Source organism: Collinsella sp. AM34-10, assembly GCF_003469185.1.
Lineage (GTDB): Bacteria > Actinomycetota > Coriobacteriia > Coriobacteriales > Coriobacteriaceae > Collinsella.
This window is the reverse complement of the sequence record NZ_QSIL01000005.1, coordinates 112,881-129,428: the sequence shown is the minus strand read 5'-3', so window position 1 is coordinate 129,428 and position 16,548 is coordinate 112,881. Positions and strand designations below refer to the sequence as shown.

Here is a 16,548-nt window from a genome sequence, read left to right as displayed (position 1 = left end):
CCATGATAAAAATTGCCAAGTTTGGCGGCTCGTCGGTCGCCGACGCCGAACACTTCAAGAAGATCAAGGCCATCGTCGATGCCGACCCTGCCCGCCGTTTTGTGGTGGTTTCCGCCTGCGGTCGCCGCTTTAAGGGCGACACCAAGGTGACCGACCTGCTCTACCTGGTTAACGCGCACGTTAAGTATCACGTGTCGTGCGAGGAGCTGCTCGAGGACATCGGTCAGCGCTATTTTGATATCGCTGACGAGCTGGAGCTCACCTATCCCATCCGCGAGGAGTTCGCAGCCTTTGCCGAGCGCGCCCGCTCGGGCGGCTACTCCACCGAGGAGCTTGTGAGCCGCGGCGAGTACTTCACCGCTCGCCTGATGTCCGAGTATCTGGGCCTGCCGTTCCTGGACGCCGCGACGGTTGTGGCGTTCCATCACGATGGTACGCTCAGCATGAACCGCACCTCCGAGCTGGTGCAGGAGTACGGCCAGCAGGGTGGCTTTGTTATGCCCGGTTTCTACGGCGCGACGCGTGAGGGCCAGATCAAGCTGCTCGATCGAGGCGGTGGCGATATTTCGGGCTCGATTCTGGCCAAGTGCCTTGGCGCCGATCTGTACGAGAACTGGACCGACGTTTCGGGCTTCTATTCTGCCGATCCGCGTATTGTTCCCGAGGCTCAGCCCATTGCGCGCGTTACCTACGAGGAGCTGCGCGAGCTTTCGTACATGGGCGCAAGCGTCCTGCACGAGGAGGCCGTGTTCCCCGTGCGCGAGGCAGGCATTCCGCTGGTCATCAAGAACACCAATGCGCCGCAGGACCCCGGCACCATCATTAGCGAGACGGCTGACGAGGGCGAGGCGGAGCCCATCATTACCGGCGTGACCGGCAAACGCGGCTTTGTCGCCATCAATGTGGCCCGCGACCGCACCAAGCCCCGTGTCGGCTTTATGCGCCGCGCGCTTTCGGTCTTCGAGCGCTATGACGTTTCCGTTGAGCACATGCCCACCGGTGTCGACCGCTTTGGCGCCGTGGTGCAGGAGCAGGACGTTCACGATTCGCTGTACTCGCTTGTGAGCGACATTCAGCAGGAGGTCGAGCCGCTCGAGATCGAGGTTGTCGAGGGCCTGGCGCTCATCGCTACCGTCGGCCGTAACCTGCGCGGCCGCGCAGGTATCTCGGGCCATCTGTTTGGTATGCTTGGCCAGGCCGGCGTGAGCGTGCGTATGATTTCGCAGAGCTGCGACGAGATCAACATCATTATCGGTGTCGAGGAGAAGGACTTCGACCTGGCGATTCGGACCATTTACCGTGCCTTCTCCGACGAGAACGGCATTGTGAAGGTCTCCGACCTGGAGGCTTCCGCGCCGGTCGATCCCGCCCTGGCTGCGCTCCACAAGTAGCTACTATCTCGCTAGATTTTTGGGACTCGCCTCAAAAATCTACGGCGGGGCGTTTCGTTTCGGTTTCGTTTCGACGGGGCGGGTTTCGTGTCCGCCCCGTTCTTGTATACACTGACAACAATAATCAGCCTGCTCGGCGTGCGGGCAAAAGCCAAAACCTTTAAAGGGGGAAGCATGAAACAGTACACGGTTGCTATTTTGGGCGCGACGGGAGCCGTGGGCACCCAGATGCTCGAGTGCCTAAACGAGCAGGAGTTCCCGGTCGGCAAGCTCAAGCTGTTGGCAAGTGCACGCTCCGCGGGTAAGACCGTTGAGTTCCGCGGTGAGCAGATCGTGATCGAAGAGGCTTGCCCCGAGGCCTTTGAGGGCTGTGATATTGTGCTCGGAGCCGCCGGTGACGATATCGCGAAGGAGCTACTGCCTGAGGCCGTCAAGCGCGGCGCCGTCGTGGTCGACAACAGCCATGCCTTCCGCATGGATCCCGAGGTACCGCTGGTCGTGCCCGAGATCAATGCCGACGATATCAAGTGGCATCACGGCCTTATCGCCAATCCCAACTGCGCGACCATCATCGGCCTGGTTCCCACGTGGCCGCTGCATCAGCTCGCCGGCGTGAAGCGCATGATTGTTTCGACGTATCAGGCGGCTTCGGGCGCCGGCGCTCCCGGTATGGCCGAGCTCGAGGCTCAGCTGGTCGCCCTGGGCCGTGGCGAGGAGATTCCCGAGCCGCGCGCATTTGCCGCCCAGCTCGCGAGCAACCTGATTCCGCAGATTGGCGGCGTCAAGGAGGAGGGCTTTACCTCCGAGGAGATGAAGCTGCAGAACGAGGGCCGCAAGATCATGCACCTGCCCGAGCTGCGCGTGAACTGCACCTGCGTGCGCGTGCCTGTGCTGCGCTCGCACTCCGAGAGCATTACGCTTGAGTTTGAGCGCGACATTACGGTTGACGAGGCCCGTGCTGCGCTGGCTGCCGCTCCCGGCGTCAAGCTGGTTGACGATATGGCTGCCGAGGATGCGCACGAGCGCTTCCCCATGCCGATGGACACCTCCGACCAGGACCTGATTTGGGTCGGTCGTGTGCGCCGCGATATCTCGAACCCCGAGGCCGCGCGTGGCATCACCTTCTGGTGCTGCGGCGACCAAATCCGTAAGGGCGCGGCAACCAACGCCGTCCAGATCGCTAAGCTGCTCTGCGAGTAGCGGTTGACCTGTCCGGCGGGGGCCGGGCTTAGTTTTCAGAACGTCCTCGACCATGTGTGGCGCCTTGTCCTGCTCCTTCGGAGCTGCGGACAAGGCGCCACACTGGTCTGCGGAGTGTTCTGAAAACTAAGCCCGGCCCCGCCTGCGGCGACGCTGCTGTAAGCGGCTTGCGATGGGGCCGTTGTTGGTTGGGGCCGCTGGGCTGATGTGAGGGCACGTGGCCGTTGCGGGCCCTGGTCCCGGCGGCGGCCTCGGCGCTTCGCGCCTGCCGCCTTGGGGGACTGCGGAGCGCGGCCGGCAGCTGCGGCGCGTTGCGCCTGCTGCCTGGGGTGACTTTGGGGTTGGGGTGAATCGGGGTCTAATACTTTCCCGAGAAGTGAACGACCTTATTTGGACCCCCGAAGCATTGGCATATTTTGACCGCTATTTCCTGAGGTTTTGCAGCGCGAATCCTGCGGTTTTCTGGTCTAAAGATGTGGATGCTCCGGGGCTTCGTTTTTACTCGTTCACTTCTCGGGAAAGTATTAGAGCTCAGCTGATAGAGGTACCGCTCTGGCGTCGAAGCCCTGCGTCTTCTTCGCTTGATTGGGGAAAGCGGCCTCGCTTAAACAATTACGAGCCTGCCCAGGTGTATCTGACAGGTTGTCTGCACAGTTCGCGGTATTATGTTTGCGGAGTTTTGAAAGGAGCCGCTGGTGGTCACGACGACATTTGCTTCGCCTTTGGGCGAAATCCTGCTTGCCGCTGATGGCCGCGGTTTGACGGGGCTTTGGTTTGAAGGGCAGGAGCACTTTGGCTCTACGCTGCTCAAAGAGGATGCGGAGTATGTCGTAGGTGCCGATGCGGTTTCTGGTACCGGTGGGATGTCTTCGGTGAGTCCGGCAAATGGCGCGGCTTCTTCGGTGCTTGAGCGTTCTTGGGCTTGGCTGAATGCGTATTTTGCGGGGCAGGAGCCTCGGTTTACGCCGCCGTTGCATATGATTGGTACGGCGTTTCAGCGCGAGGTTTGGTTTGAGCTGCTTTCTATCCCGCGTGGCGAGGTCGCTACGTATGGCGAGATCGCCCAGCGTGTTGCCGCTCGACATCGTGTGCCGAGAAATGAGGACCCTGTTGTATCTCCCCGTGCGGTGGGGGCTGCGGTCGCTCGCAATCCCATTTCGATTATCGTGCCGTGCCATCGCGTGGTTGCCGCCGACGGCTCGCTTAACGGATATGCCGGCGGGCTCGATCGCAAGGAGTGGCTGCTTCGGCTTGAGGGCGCGTACGAGGCGTAACGCTCGAACACTTTGCATAACTAGGACGTCGCGAAAGGACGAGTCGCTGTCTTTTCGCGACCGGCATGCGTCCAAGCGCTCGGCATCTGAGCCTTAAGTTTGGTTAAGCTATATCCTGCGTATTTGAAAACGCGCAGGTTGAGCAGCTAAGGCTGCGCTAAGACGGCTGGCGGTGCACTATCATCGGCGGTATCGAAACCTGTATAGCCGTGCGCCAAAGGAACAACTATGAAGCTGATGCTTGCCGAGGACGAACCCGGCCTCTCCCGTGCCCTTACCGCGATTCTTCAACATAGCGACTACGAGGTCGATGCCGCCCTCGACGGTCTGACGGCGCTCGAATATCTGCTCGCCAACGACTATGACGCCGCAATCCTGGACATCATGATGCCCGGCATGGATGGCATTGAGGTGCTCAAGCGCACACGCGCCGCCGGTAAGCGACTGCCCATCATCATGCTCACGGCCAAAAGCGAGGTGTCCGATAAGGTTGAGGGCCTGGACGCCGGCGCCAATGACTATCTGACCAAGCCGTTTGCCGCCAAGGAGCTGCTCGCGCGCATTCGCGCCATGACGCGCGCCGCGACTGCGATCGATGCCACGACGCTCAGTGTGGGCAACGTGCGCCTCGATACGGCGGCTTGCACGCTTGTGGGTCCCTTGGGCGAGGAACACCTAGCCAATCGCGAGTTTCAGCTTATGGAACTCTTTATGCGCAACGCTGGCACGCGTATGCCCACCGAGCGTCTGATGCTCGAGGTTTGGGGTGAGGACGCGCCCGAAGGCGCCAACGTGGTGTGGGTCTACATCTCGTACCTGCGCAAAAAGCTGGCGGCGCTGGGTGCCAATGTGGCCATCCGCGCGTCGCGCAACCAGGGATATTCGCTTGAGGTTGTCGAGGAAGGCGAGCAGGCGTGAGCGTGCGCACGTGGTGTAAACGCATGACGGAGCGGTTTCACGCCGCCTCGAGTAGTACGGGGCGGGCAAATTCTGCTGACGCATTGGGCCGCCGCCTGCGTCGCAAGTTCATCCTGGTTGCCATGGGCGCCGTGACCGTGGTGCTCACGCTCATCATCGCCGGCATCAACATCGTCAATTATTCGCATGTCTGCAAGATGGCCGACGCTCGCCTGGACTATATCCTGGCGGGCAAGGACGGTATCGATTGGGGGAACGAGCCTAAAGCCGATCCCGGCCAGGATGCGGTTGCCGGCAAGGTTGCTACTGGTAACCGGGCGGCTGTTCGCGACGGGCGTTTTGAAGGCATGACGGCGGAAGCTCCCTTTGACACGCGCTACTTTACGGTGACGATTGCCGCCGGACAGGTTGCCGATGTCAACACGGCCCGCATTGCCGCGGTGGGTGCCAAGCGCGCCGCCAGTATTGCCGCAAAGTTGCATTCCAAGGGTTGGGTCTCGGGTTTTTCTGGCAATTATCGCTATACGACTGACGTTCAAGACGGTGAGACCACCTATGTGTTCGTGGACTGCTCGCGTGAGCTTGCAAGCTTTCATTCGTTTTTGAGCGCGAGCGTGGCAATCAGTTGCATTGGCTGGTTGGCAGTGCTGGCAATTGTGGCGGGCGCCTCGGGTGCGGTGATTCGGCCGATGGTCGAGAGCTACAGCAAGCAAAAGCGCTTTATTACCGATGCAAGCCACGAGATCAAGACGCCGCTAGCTGTGATCGACGCCGCCAACGAGGTGCAGGAAATCGAGAGCGGCGAGAGCGAATGGACGCAGAGCATTCACGAGCAGGTCGCGCGGCTGACGGCGCTGACGGAGCGTCTGGTGTTCCTGGCGCGTATGGACGAGGGTTCGGCCGGCTTTACCATGACATCGATCGATCTTTCGGAGGCCGTGGACAAGGCGGCGGCGCCGTTTGAGTCGGTGGCGGTTTCGCGCGGCAAGCGTCTGTCGACGTCGATTGCGAGTGGCGTGCGGGCCCATGCCGATGCTGCGGCGGTAGCGCAGGTGGTTGAGTTGCTGCTGGACAACGCCACACGCTACGCAAGCGAGGGCAGCGTGATTGAGCTAAGCCTGCGCGCAGACTCGCGCGGTGCGGGCAAAGGCTCGGCCGAGCTTGTCGTATCGAATGCTGTTGATGAGCTGCCCGAGGGTGACCTGGACCGGCTGTTTGACCGCTTCTACCGCGCAGATGTCTCGCGTAACTCCAAGACGGGCGGCTCGGGCGTGGGCCTATCTGTGGTGCGAGCCATCGCCGAGGCCCATGGCGGGAGTGCTTCTGTCTGCGGCCACAGCAACCAGATTACCTTCATCGTCCGCTTCTAAAACCTGCCAAAATAAACCTGTCCCTTTTTGGTCGGTGGGAAATGGGTAATACTAAAGAGTTATCCGACCAGATTGGAATTAATCGATGGCTTATATCGAATTCAAAGACGTCATCAAAGCATACGGCGAGGGCGATGCCCGCATTCACGCGCTCGACGGCGCGAGCTTTACCGTTGAGCGCGGTGAGCTCGCCATTATCCTAGGCGCCTCGGGTGCCGGCAAGACCACGGCGCTCAACATCCTGGGCGGCATGGATACGGTAACCTCCGGCACCGTGACGGTGGACGGGCGTGACGTGAGCGCTGCCAACGAGGCACAGCTTGTGGAATACCGCCGCGCCGACGTGGGCTTTGTCTTCCAGTTCTACAATCTGGTCCCCAACCTGACGGCGCTCGAAAACGTCGAGCTCGCAGCTCAGATCTGCCCCGATTCGCTCGATGCCGAACAGACGCTTCGCCAGGTTGGCCTGGGCGAGCGCCTCGCCAACTTTCCGGCGCAGCTTTCGGGCGGCGAGCAGCAGCGCGTGTCCATCGCCCGCGCACTGGCCAAGAATCCCAAGCTGCTTTTGTGCGACGAGCCCACGGGTGCACTCGACTACAAAACTGGCAAGCAGATCTTGCAGCTACTGCAGGATACCTGTCGCAAGCAGGGCATCACGGTCATTATCATCACCCATAACTCCGCGCTGGCGCCCATGGCCGATCGCTTGATTCGCTTTAAGAACGGTCGCGTGGAGAGCGAGACGGTTCAGCAAAATCCCGTGTCTATCGAGACGATCGAGTGGTAGCGCCCATGGACCAAGATCGCCAAAACAGCCAAAACCACGATACGGAGCACGCGGGTCGCGACCGGGAGTTCGCGACCTACCGCACCGCTCAAAGCTCAAACGATATGGTGCCGACGGTATTTCGCCGTGGCATCTACCGCACGATTCGGGGCAGTCTTAAGCGCTTCCTATCTATCGTGGTCATCACCGCGCTCGGCGTGAGCGTGATGTGCGGCCTTAAGGCGGGTTGCGAGGACCTGTGCGATTCGGTCGACGCCTATTTTGACCAGCAGAATGTCTATGACATTAACGTGCAGTCGACCTATGGTCTTACGCGTGACGATCTTGCGGCTATCCAAGAGGTCGACGGCGTCGAGACGGCCGAGGGCATCTACACCGAGACCGCCTACACCGCCGTGGGCACAACGCGCGAGCGCGTGGTCGTGCAGAGCCTTTCCAAAGAGAACATCGATCAGCCGGTGCTCGTGAACGGCGATTTGCCCGAGAGCGCCGATGAGGTCGCGGTGACTTCGAAGTTCCTGAAGGCTTCGGGCAAAAAGCTCGGCGATACGGTGAGCTTTGCCGCCAATGACGCGAGCTCGTCGAACCAAAGCGCCAAGGATCAGTTTGCCGCAGGCGATTACACCATTACGGCCGAGGTCCTCGATCCCACTGATGTGAGCTCCGACTCGACAGTCAACGCCTTTCGCGCTGCTTCGGCGGCGGACTATAAGTTCTATGTGAGCGAGGATGCCGCGACATCTTCTTCCTACTCCGCGGTCCACGTGATCGTCGAGGGAGCCAAGAGCCTCAACTCCTATTCGGATGCCTACACGACAAAGATCAACGAGGTCAAAGGCAATATCGAGAAGATCCGCGAGGAGCGCGAGAAGGCGCGCGCTCAGGAGCTGACGGTCGACACGCCGGCAAGCTTGGATGCGGCCGAGCGTCAGACCGCCATGCTCTTTGGGATCGAGCAGGATAACATCAACCGTATGGCCGAGGGCAGCGAGGAGCGCGTCCAGGCTCAGACCGAGTTGGACCAGCGCCGCGCCGCCGCCGACCAGCATTTTGCCGATGCCCGCGCCGAGCTTTCCGATCTGGGCGAATGCACCTGGTACATTCAGGACCGCGGTAACATCGCAAGCTACTCGAGCGTCGAGAGCGACAGTTCTTCGATCGAGGCCATCGCCACGGTTTTCCCATTTATCTTCTTTGTCGTTGCTGTGCTCATCAGTCTTACCACCGCCACGCGCATGGTCGAGGAGGAGCGCACGCTCATCGGCCTGTACAAGGCACTCGGCTATTCGAGCGGGCGTATTCTGTCCAAATACGTGGACTATGCGCTGTGGGCATGTCTGATCGGCGGCGTGCTCGGCAACATCATCGGCTTTGTGGGCCTGCCACTGTTCTTGTTTACGGTGTTCGACGACATGTACTCGCTGCCCCAGATGCTGCTTTCGTACGATATCGTGTCTTCACTCGTGTCGGTGGCGCTGTTTGCCGTGGGCGTGGTGGGCGCTACGATTATCGCCTGCCGCCACGAGATGGCCGAGACCCCAGCCTCGCTCATGCGTCCCAAGGCCCCGCGCGCCGGCTCTCGCATCTTGCTTGAGCGCATCGGCTTTATCTGGCGCCGCATGGGCTTTTTGAACAAGGTGGCAGCACGTAACCTGTTCCGCTACAAAAAGCGCGCTTTTATGACCATCTTCGGTATCGCCGGCTGCACGGCGCTCGTGATCTGCGGTATGGGCATTCGCGACACGTCGGTGGCGCTTTCGCCCAAACAGTACGGGCATATCACGCGCTACGACCTGCTGGCGGTCGCCAATCCCGACGATTTTTCGCAGACGTGCGCGGCATTGGATGAGCGCAGCGCGGCCAATGATTTCAACGTGACCGTGACCTCGACCCTGCCGATTATGACCGACAACGTCACCTTTACGTTTGGCGGCAAGAGCGAGACCGTGCAGCTGATCGTGGTGCCCGATAACCGCACGAGTGACTTGGGCGATTACGTGCGTCTGGAGGATGAGTCAAAAGAACCGCTGTCTTTGCGTGACGGAGACGTGTATCTGAGCAAAAGTTCACAGCTGGTGCTGGGGATTCAGCCGGGCGATACGGCTCACGTCCAGGATTCGTCGCTCAATGTTGCCAAGGTCAAAGTCAGCGACATTTCGCTTAACTATCTGGGCAACACGCTTTACATGACGCAGGGCACCTATGAGCGCGCGTTCGGTCGAAGCGCACGTCTTAACGGCGTCTTTGTGCTGCTTAAGGGTTCGTCGGCCGACCAGATTGCGTTTAGCAAGAATCTTAAGAGTGACGGTTGGCTTACGATTTCGAGTACGGCCGAGCATTGGGAAAACTATGAGGCGAACTTTACGATCATCAATTCGGTTGTGGTGCTCGTGACCTTCATGGCAGCGTGCCTGTCGTTTGTGGTGGTGTTTACGCTGTCCAACACGAATATCTCCGAGCGCGAGCGCGAGCTGGCGACCATCAAGGTACTGGGCTTCCGCCGCGGTGAGGTGCACCATTACGTCAACAAGGAGACGTTGATCCTCACGGCGATTGGCGCTGCGCTGGGCGTGCCGCTGGGCGGCTTGCTGGCCGAGAGTTTTACGTACATTTTGCAGATGCCGTCGCTGTACTTTGATGTCGAGGTCGAGCCGCTAAGCTACGTGCTCGCCGTGGTGCTTTCCTTTGGCTTTACGTTTATCGTCAACCTCGCCACCAATCGTACCCTCAACAAGATCGACATGGTCGGCGCCCTCAAGAGTGCCGAGTAGCCTGTTCTGGGATTCAAGTTCTAGCGAGCCGTTGACGCGTCCACAACCGCCTTTTTGTATAAACCGCCCCGCCAAATGCATACTTTGACGGGGCGGTTGCTTTTTGCCCACTGGTGCCCCAGGGGGCGGCGTGCAAATTCCGGAGTATTCAGCATCCCGGAGTCCGCGGGCGCGGGGGCGGGAGTGCAAAACTGCGCTGAAAGCCCCGATTCTGAGCCCCAACGCCTCTAGAGCCGCTCGTTTTTTACAGGATGCGGCCCATGGTGCCTGCCTTTCGCCCAAAATCCAGTATGCAGGCACCCTCGGCTGCTGAATACTCCCAAAAATGCACGCCGCATCCTACCCTAGGCACCCGTAGCTACTCTGCGGGTGCGTGGCCTGATAGTAAGTTGCGGTGGAATAGTTCCTGTTTGGCATAGCAGAGCCATGAAACAGGAACTATTCCACCGCAACATATTGAGAGGGCTCTTGGCTGTTATGCGTACTGACATTTGTCATGAAAGGGCAGGCCATTAGGGGGTTGCTACTCGTAGTTGCGGTAGGGTTGGGGCAGATTCTAACTAGAAATGGTGGTCGCTACCGGTTATTCTCGGCATACTCGGCTCATTCGATTACGGTCGCCACATGAAAGGAACCACTATGGATCTTGCGATGGCACAGCGCCTCGTCGATCGCCGCAAAGCTGCCGGTCTTTCCCAGGAGGCTCTTGCTGCCCAGTTGGGCGTAAGCCGCCAAGCTGTCAGCAAATGGGAACGCAGCGAATCCTCGCCCGATACCGATAACCTTATTGCACTCGCCGCGCTGTATGGCGTGTCACTGGATGAACTGCTGTATGGAGAAGCGGTTTGTGATACCGATGACTCGGCAGACAGTGACTCTGGCGCAGACAATTTGGACGAGTCTGAAGGCGCCGAGTCTTCTACCGAGCACGTGGATCCTGACGGCAAGCCACTTGTCGATATTTCTCTCGCACGCGGTATCCATGTTATTGATCCCAACAAAGGCGAAGAGGTTCATGTTGGTTGGAGTGGCATCCACGTGGCTAACGAGCGCAAGGGTGAAGAGGTCCATGTGGGGCCGGGCGGATTGCATATCGATACGCTAGAGGATGATGGACACAGTGTACATACCAATGACGACGGCACCGTCACCATCGACGGCGAGACGTTTTCCAGCTGGAAAGAGGCACACGACAAGCTCGACCATCATGGCAAGCATTTCCACACCAAGATCGGTCGCGCATGGAACGAGTTTCCCTTTCCTGCACTTGTCGTCCTCGCCTATCTCGCGCTCGGCATCATCTGCGGCACGTGGGGTATGGGGCTCTTTCTGGTCTTTCTGATTCCCGTCTACTATGCGATGGGCGACTTCATCGACCGACGTCATCTATCTAAGCTAATCGGCAGCGTCTATCCAACAGCCGCCATTGCCTGGTTTCTCTATATGTGGCTTTGCTTGGCGCAGCCCCATCCCGCATGGGTCATCCTCATCACGCTTCCCTTCATAGAGGCACTCATGTGCTGGTGCCGAAAGCAATGGAAGCGCCGCAAACAAGCCTAAGCCGTTCCAACCCGTCAACAATGCTTGGCCAACGCCGCTCGCCCCTTCCAAGTTGCGGTGAAATACGGACCGTTGAGGACCTTGGAGTGTCTAACAGTCCCTATTTCACCGCAACTCACGAATGGGGCGGGCAATTCCAGCACGGGAACTGGCATTTAACTCACTGCATGCCAAGAAAAAGGCCGATTTACTACGATGAACTCGATGAGGCTGACCACACTTATCTTTTTCGAAAATCGGCAAGCCATCTACCTGCGGTTTTACTTTCACCCTTTTCGGCATGGTCGAAGGCATTCGAATCATCGTAGTAATTAGGCGCATTTTGTAGCAAACGGTTCATTCAGGTTCATACTCGAAGAACGAAGGTCCCTTGATCCACGGTTGCGAGCAAAATACCAAATAGAATAGAGTCGTTTGGCAAAGTCCGCTTGTCGAGTGGAGGAAGCATGGGCGAGCTAGCTGAAAGCGACTGGAAGCTGTTTAAAGAGCTGCTCCCAAAATGGCAAGAAAGCTATATGGAAATGCTCATCGGCCAGTACATCGAGATACTGAACGGTGGCAGTGAAGCGTCCAGTAGATTTTGGGCGTTAGAAGAGCGTATCAATAGGGACAAGCTGTCCTCAGGAGTGCTTGTGAACGATATTCGCCGCAGCACCATGCATTACGAGATTGCCAACTTGCTTTCCGATAACGTGATCACGCTCGACGACCTTGACGGTTTCACCGAAGACATTAAGGGCTACGCACGACGTTGCATCGGTCGGTAAGAACGCTGGGCGGCATGCGCATCCACAGCCGCTGTACTGCATAAACCGCACCGCAAAATGCATATTTCGGCTGGGTGGTTGCTTTTTGCCCACAGGTACCCCCGGGGGCGGCGTGCAAATTCCGGAGTATTCAGCATCCCGGAGCCCGCGGGTACGGGAACGGGTGCACAAAACCGCGTTGAATGCCCTGGTCCTGGACCCCCAATGCCTCAAGAGCTGGTCATTTTTTACAGAACGTGGCCCATGGCGCCTGCTTTTCGCCCAAAATCCAGTATGCAGGCACCCACGGCTGCTGAAAACTCCCGAAAATGCACGTTGCACCCCACCCTAGGCACCCGCAGCAAGAAGGCGAATAGCCTCGGTCTCCTTAGTTACCGTAGGAGGCCCCAGGGCTTACCTCCCAAATCTTTCCGCAGGACGGAAGGACCCCGCCGCGCGAAGCGCACGGCGGGGTCCTGACATGTCCGAGGACGATTTGGGAGGTAAGCCCTGGGGCCTCCGATGGGGGCGGTTCCAGCCGAGGCTATTCGTCGCCGAAGCTGATGCCCAACGCCTTGGCCTCGCGCACCAGATCGCTCTGGGGATCGACAAACTTGAGCTTGCCGGCGACATCCTCGAGCGGCATGTGGCACATCTTGCCGTCGCGCAGGGCAATCATGTAGCCAAACTCGCCGCGCAGGCAGCCGAGCGCTGCCTCGACGCCGCACTGGGTCGCAAAGATGCGGTCCTGGGCGTCGGGCTGGCCGCCGCGCTGCGTGTGGCCGGGGATGGCGACGCGGGTCTCGCGACCGGTCTTGGCCTCGATCTCCTTGGCGATGTCGTACACGATTGACGGGCTCGTGCGCTCGGCGAGCTTCTTCTTGTACTCCTTCTTGGGCAGCGCCGCGTCCTCCTTGGAGATAGCGCCCTCGGCGACGGCCACGATAGTAAAGCGGCTGCCGGTCTCCATGCGATGCTCGATGGTCTTGATGACGTTATCCATGTCGTAGGGAATCTCGGGAATCAAGATGACATCTGCGCCGCCCGCGACGCCGGCATACAGCGGAATCCAGCCAACCTTGTGACCCATGATCTCGATAACGAACACGCGGCCGTGACTTGAGGCGGTGGTGTGGATGTCGTCGATGCACTTGGTAGCGACGTCGATGGCGCTCGTAAAGCCAAACGTCAACTCGGTGCCCCAGGTGTCGTTATCGATGGTCTTGGGCAGCGCGATAACGTTGAGGCCCTCTTCGCGCAGGCGGTTGGCGGTCTTGGTGGATCCGTTGCCACCCAGCATAAACAGGCAGTCGAGCTGCAGTTTATGATAGGTGTGGACCATTGCGGGCACCTTCTCGACGCCATCGGCCTCGGGAACATTCAGGCGCTTGAACGGCGTACGGCTCGTGCCCAGGATGGTGCCGCCGCGGGTGAGGATGCCGCTAAAATCGGCGGGCGTCATGACGCGGAATCTGCTGTAGATAAGGCCCTGGTAGCCGTCCTCAAAACCATAGATCTCGATAGGTTCTTCGCTATTTGTCATAAGCGTTTTGACGATGCCGCGCATAGTGGCGTTGAGCGCCTGGCAGTCGCCGCCACTGGTAAGAAGACCGATCCTAAGCATGATGAATCCTTCCGGGCAAGTTATAACATGCGCATAAGTTTACCCCCGCACACTGTTGACGCGGGGGTAAAACGTGTTAGCTCAAGCGTATGGAAATGTAAACAACGTCAGGCGGGCGTAAGGTTGACGGGCCTGGCTCCTTACAGTGCGAAGGCGTCGACGTCGCCCCAGTGGCGGCGCAGCGTAATAGCGGCGGCGGGTTCGGTATTGTCAAAGACGACCGACCATTGCGTATTGCTGGTGATGTCTTCCGGATTGGGTTCTTGCGCTGCGGCACGCAGGGCTTCCCAGACAATCGTTTCGTCCTGGGCACCGACATGGGCGTCAAGAACATCGGCGATTGCGACGGCGCGCTCTTTACCATGGCCCAGCTCGCCATTCTTTTGGTTGGACAGCACTTCGTCGTCATAGCAGGCGTAGAAGTTCGTAACCTGGCGTACAGGAGTCGCTTTGAAAGCGCGGTCCGGATCGCGCGGGTCCCATTCTACTACGCGCGCGTCACCGGCGGCGTCGTTGATAAAGAAGTGGTAATCGCGTCCTGCCATGGCGTGCATGTCGTAGGCGAAAAGCAGGTCGACAGCTTCTTGCGTGGTGGCGGCACGGTCGAGCACCAGACGGATGGCGAGCGAGGTGTTGATGACGGGCCGTTGCGTGTCCTGGTCACAGGGCTTGGAATCCAGGGTGAGTACGGCAATGAACACGCCGCATTCGTTAACACCGTCGAGCTGGGCAAACGGGCCCATGAGTGCCGCGGCGCGTCCGGCGACGGAGTCAAGTGGAGTGTTATCGCCCAGGTTGTTAAGGGCGGCAAGCCCGATGGAAGCATAGCCGCCGCGTGGGTGATTGCGCACCAGCAGCGCCGAGGTGTCGTCCTTAAAGTCGTAATTGCGACCGGTGCGCACGCGGCCTTCGGCATCTACGGCGACAAAAGCGCTGCAGGCAAACTGGGGCGCCTGGACATGTGCCGGCACACCGGGCAGCACCTGCGCCACCACGGCATCGATGTAGGCCTGGTCGTCGCGCACGCCAGCGGCGATGATGCGATCGAGATCGTAGTCGTAGGCGATGTCGATTGCGTACAGGTCATAGCCATCCGCGTAGCCGGTCAAGCGTTTGAGCGACGCGGCGGACTTGATTTGCTTGTGATAAACGATACCGGTGGCAGCGGCAAGGCCGACGGCGACTCCCGCGACACCGCAGGTGATGGCAATGTTACGTGGCTTCATGACGGCTCCTCTCGTCCTGTTAGCGCAATTGTCGCAAAAGGAGCGCGGGCATGATGGCTCAACTTGGTGAGTGGCGCGGAATTAAGCACGGAATGAAGAGTGCGGCGCTGGCGTGGCGGGGTATGCTGGAGGGGACCATCAACCCAGCGAAAGGGGAGAGCATGACGGATCAGGAAACGCCCGAGCGCGCGCATGTGACGGCCGATGATATCGAGGCCGCCAACGACCTTATCGACTTTATCGAGGCATGCCCCAGCATGTTCCATACGGCGGCGACCATTATGGCCGAGCTCGACGAGGCGGGCTTTACCTACCTGCCCGAGAATGCGGCGTGGGACATCGAGCCGGGCGGGCGTTATTACACGCAGCGCAACACCTCGAGCGTTGTTGCCTTTAAGGTGGGCGAGGACCTGGCCGCGACGTGGGGCGAGGACGGTGTTGCCGGTGACTATCATTTTCAGCTCACGGCGTCGCACAGCGATTCTCCGACGTTTAAGGTCAAGGCCGTGCCCGAACTTGACGGTGCGGGCGAGACGCTGCGTCTGAACATCGAGGCCTACGGCGGCATGATCGACTACACTTGGTTCGATCGCCCGCTGGCGCTCGCGGGCCGCGTACTGGTGCGCGAGGGCGACCGTATCGAGAGCCGCCTGCTTGCTACCGAGCGCGAGGTCGCTATCATTCCGAGCCTTGCCATCCACATGAACCGCGGCGTTAACGAGGGCTTTGCTCCCAACCGAGCCGTCGACCTGTGCCCGCTCATCAGCGTCGGCGAGCTTAAACAGGGAGATTTTGACGCACTGATCGCTGACGAACTGGACGTTGAGCCCGAGCAGATTCTGGGTCGCGACCTGTTCCTGGTCAATCGTCAGGATGCGCGCATTTGGGGCTGGGCCGACGAGTTTATCTCGACGCCCAAGCTTGACGACCTGGCCTGCGCCTATACCTCGCTGCAGGCATTTTTGGGTGCCGAGAATGCGCATGACATCTCGGTCTTCTGCTGCTTTGATAACGAGGAGGTTGGCTCCGAGACCAAGCAGGGCGCCATGTCGACGTTCTTGGCCGACGCGCTGCGCCGCATCAACGGATCGCTGGGCTTTGACGACGAGTCGTACCATCGCGCACTTGCCGCCTCGATGCTTGTGAGCTGCGACAACGCGCATGCCGTGCATCCCAACCACGCCGAGAAGTGCGATGCCCGCAACCAGGTTGTGCTCAACGGCGGCATCGTCATTAAGGAAGCCGCCAACCAGCACTACTGCACCGATGCCTTTAGCCGCGCGGTGTTCCAGGCCATCTGCGATGACGCCGACGTACCCACACAGGCCTTCGCCAACAAGAGCGATATGGCCGGAGGCTCCACACTCGGCAACCTGTCCAATATGCAGGCGAGCATGCATGCCGTGGACGTGGGCCTGCCGCAGCTGGCCATGCACTCAAGCTACGAGACCGGCGGCGTACGCGACGTGATGTACGCCATCCGCGCCCTCACCGCCTTCTACGAGCGCGACCTCCATATCAACGGAGCCGAAAGCGCGGAGCTCTAAAACCTGCCAAAGAGGGATGTTGATTTCGGCAGGTTTTATCTGGGCAAATGCAAAGGGTGAAACCGAGTTAGATCTGTGATACGTGGCCGCCGAGGTGCAGTGTGCCTCGGCGGCTTTTTGTGTACAGAGTACGG

The 16,548-nt window shown here is 59.6% G+C and carries 12 protein-coding genes; 10 read left to right on the top strand and 2 right to left on the bottom strand.

Going from position 1 to position 16,548, the window contains the following annotated elements; genetic code table 11:
• Positions 1-2: 2 nt before the first annotated feature.
• From DW823_RS06295 to DW823_RS06255, 9 genes are all read left to right on the top strand, one after another.
• On the top strand, positions 3-1,391 hold the full coding sequence (locus DW823_RS06295) for an aspartate kinase (RefSeq protein WP_118081144.1): 1,389 nt from the start codon (positions 3-5) through the stop codon (positions 1,389-1,391).
• A gap of 174 nt (positions 1,392-1,565) precedes the next feature.
• A complete protein-coding gene (locus tag DW823_RS06290) occupies positions 1,566-2,591 on the top strand; it encodes an aspartate-semialdehyde dehydrogenase (RefSeq protein ID WP_118081142.1) in 1,026 nt (341 codons plus the stop codon).
• A gap of 695 nt (positions 2,592-3,286) precedes the next feature.
• Positions 3,287-3,865, top strand: coding sequence for a methylated-DNA--[protein]-cysteine S-methyltransferase (locus tag DW823_RS06285; protein ID WP_233543022.1), 579 nt, complete (start codon positions 3,287-3,289; stop codon positions 3,863-3,865).
• Positions 3,866-4,093: 228 nt separating this feature from the next.
• Entirely contained in the window at positions 4,094-4,783 is a 690-nt protein-coding gene (locus DW823_RS06280; RefSeq protein ID WP_118081138.1) for a response regulator transcription factor, read from the top strand.
• A gap of 23 nt (positions 4,784-4,806) precedes the next feature.
• Positions 4,807-6,153, top strand: coding sequence for a cell wall metabolism sensor histidine kinase WalK (locus tag DW823_RS06275; RefSeq protein WP_147350664.1), 1,347 nt, complete (start codon positions 4,807-4,809; stop codon positions 6,151-6,153).
• A gap of 85 nt (positions 6,154-6,238) precedes the next feature.
• Complete coding sequence (locus DW823_RS06270) at positions 6,239-6,940, top strand: ABC transporter ATP-binding protein (protein WP_118081134.1); 702 nt, start codon at positions 6,239-6,241, stop codon at positions 6,938-6,940.
• Between the two features lie 5 nt (positions 6,941-6,945).
• On the top strand, positions 6,946-9,711 hold the full coding sequence (locus DW823_RS06265) for an FtsX-like permease family protein (RefSeq protein WP_233543020.1): 2,766 nt from the start codon (positions 6,946-6,948) through the stop codon (positions 9,709-9,711).
• Between the two features lie 639 nt (positions 9,712-10,350).
• Positions 10,351-11,271, top strand: coding sequence for a helix-turn-helix domain-containing protein (locus tag DW823_RS06260; protein WP_118081132.1), 921 nt, complete (start codon positions 10,351-10,353; stop codon positions 11,269-11,271).
• Positions 11,272-11,717: 446 nt separating this feature from the next.
• On the top strand, positions 11,718-12,038 hold the full coding sequence (locus DW823_RS06255) for a multidrug transporter (RefSeq protein WP_118081130.1): 321 nt from the start codon (positions 11,718-11,720) through the stop codon (positions 12,036-12,038).
• A 523-nt stretch (positions 12,039-12,561) separates the two neighbouring features.
• Here the strand turns inward: DW823_RS06255 and DW823_RS06250 are convergent.
• Both DW823_RS06250 and DW823_RS06245 read right to left on the bottom strand, forming a co-directional pair.
• Positions 12,562-13,641, bottom strand: coding sequence for a 6-phosphofructokinase (locus DW823_RS06250; RefSeq protein WP_118081128.1), 1,080 nt, complete (start codon positions 13,639-13,641; stop codon positions 12,562-12,564).
• Positions 13,642-13,781: 140 nt separating this feature from the next.
• Positions 13,782-14,867, bottom strand: coding sequence for a carcinine hydrolase/isopenicillin-N N-acyltransferase family protein (locus DW823_RS06245; protein WP_118081126.1), 1,086 nt, complete (start codon positions 14,865-14,867; stop codon positions 13,782-13,784).
• A gap of 161 nt (positions 14,868-15,028) precedes the next feature.
• Between DW823_RS06245 and DW823_RS06240 the strand changes: the two genes are divergently transcribed.
• Entirely contained in the window at positions 15,029-16,414 is a 1,386-nt protein-coding gene (locus DW823_RS06240) for a M18 family aminopeptidase (protein ID WP_233543019.1), read from the top strand.
• The last annotated feature ends 134 nt before the right edge of the window (positions 16,415-16,548 follow it).

What these genes read in the sequence shown, in the direction of transcription:
- DW823_RS06295 (WP_118081144.1), top strand. Translation starts at nt 3, where the DNA reads ATGATAAAAATTGCCAAGTTTGGCGGCTCGTCGGTCGCCGACGCCGAA.
- DW823_RS06290 (WP_118081142.1), top strand. Translation starts at nt 1,566, where the DNA reads ATGAAACAGTACACGGTTGCTATTTTGGGCGCGACGGGAGCCGTGGGC.
- DW823_RS06280 (WP_118081138.1), top strand. Translation starts at nt 4,094, where the DNA reads ATGAAGCTGATGCTTGCCGAGGACGAACCCGGCCTCTCCCGTGCCCTT.
- DW823_RS06275 (WP_147350664.1), top strand. Translation starts at nt 4,807, where the DNA reads ATGACGGAGCGGTTTCACGCCGCCTCGAGTAGTACGGGGCGGGCAAAT.
- DW823_RS06270 (WP_118081134.1), top strand. Translation starts at nt 6,239, where the DNA reads ATGGCTTATATCGAATTCAAAGACGTCATCAAAGCATACGGCGAGGGC.
- DW823_RS06265 (WP_233543020.1), top strand. Translation starts at nt 6,946, where the DNA reads ATGGACCAAGATCGCCAAAACAGCCAAAACCACGATACGGAGCACGCG.
- DW823_RS06260 (WP_118081132.1), top strand. Translation starts at nt 10,351, where the DNA reads ATGGATCTTGCGATGGCACAGCGCCTCGTCGATCGCCGCAAAGCTGCC.
- DW823_RS06255 (WP_118081130.1), top strand. Translation starts at nt 11,718, where the DNA reads ATGGGCGAGCTAGCTGAAAGCGACTGGAAGCTGTTTAAAGAGCTGCTC.
- DW823_RS06250 (WP_118081128.1), bottom strand. Translation starts at nt 13,641, where the DNA reads ATGCTTAGGATCGGTCTTCTTACCAGTGGCGGCGACTGCCAGGCGCTC.
- DW823_RS06245 (WP_118081126.1), bottom strand. Translation starts at nt 14,867, where the DNA reads ATGAAGCCACGTAACATTGCCATCACCTGCGGTGTCGCGGGAGTCGCC.
- DW823_RS06240 (WP_233543019.1), top strand. Translation starts at nt 15,029, where the DNA reads ATGACGGATCAGGAAACGCCCGAGCGCGCGCATGTGACGGCCGATGAT.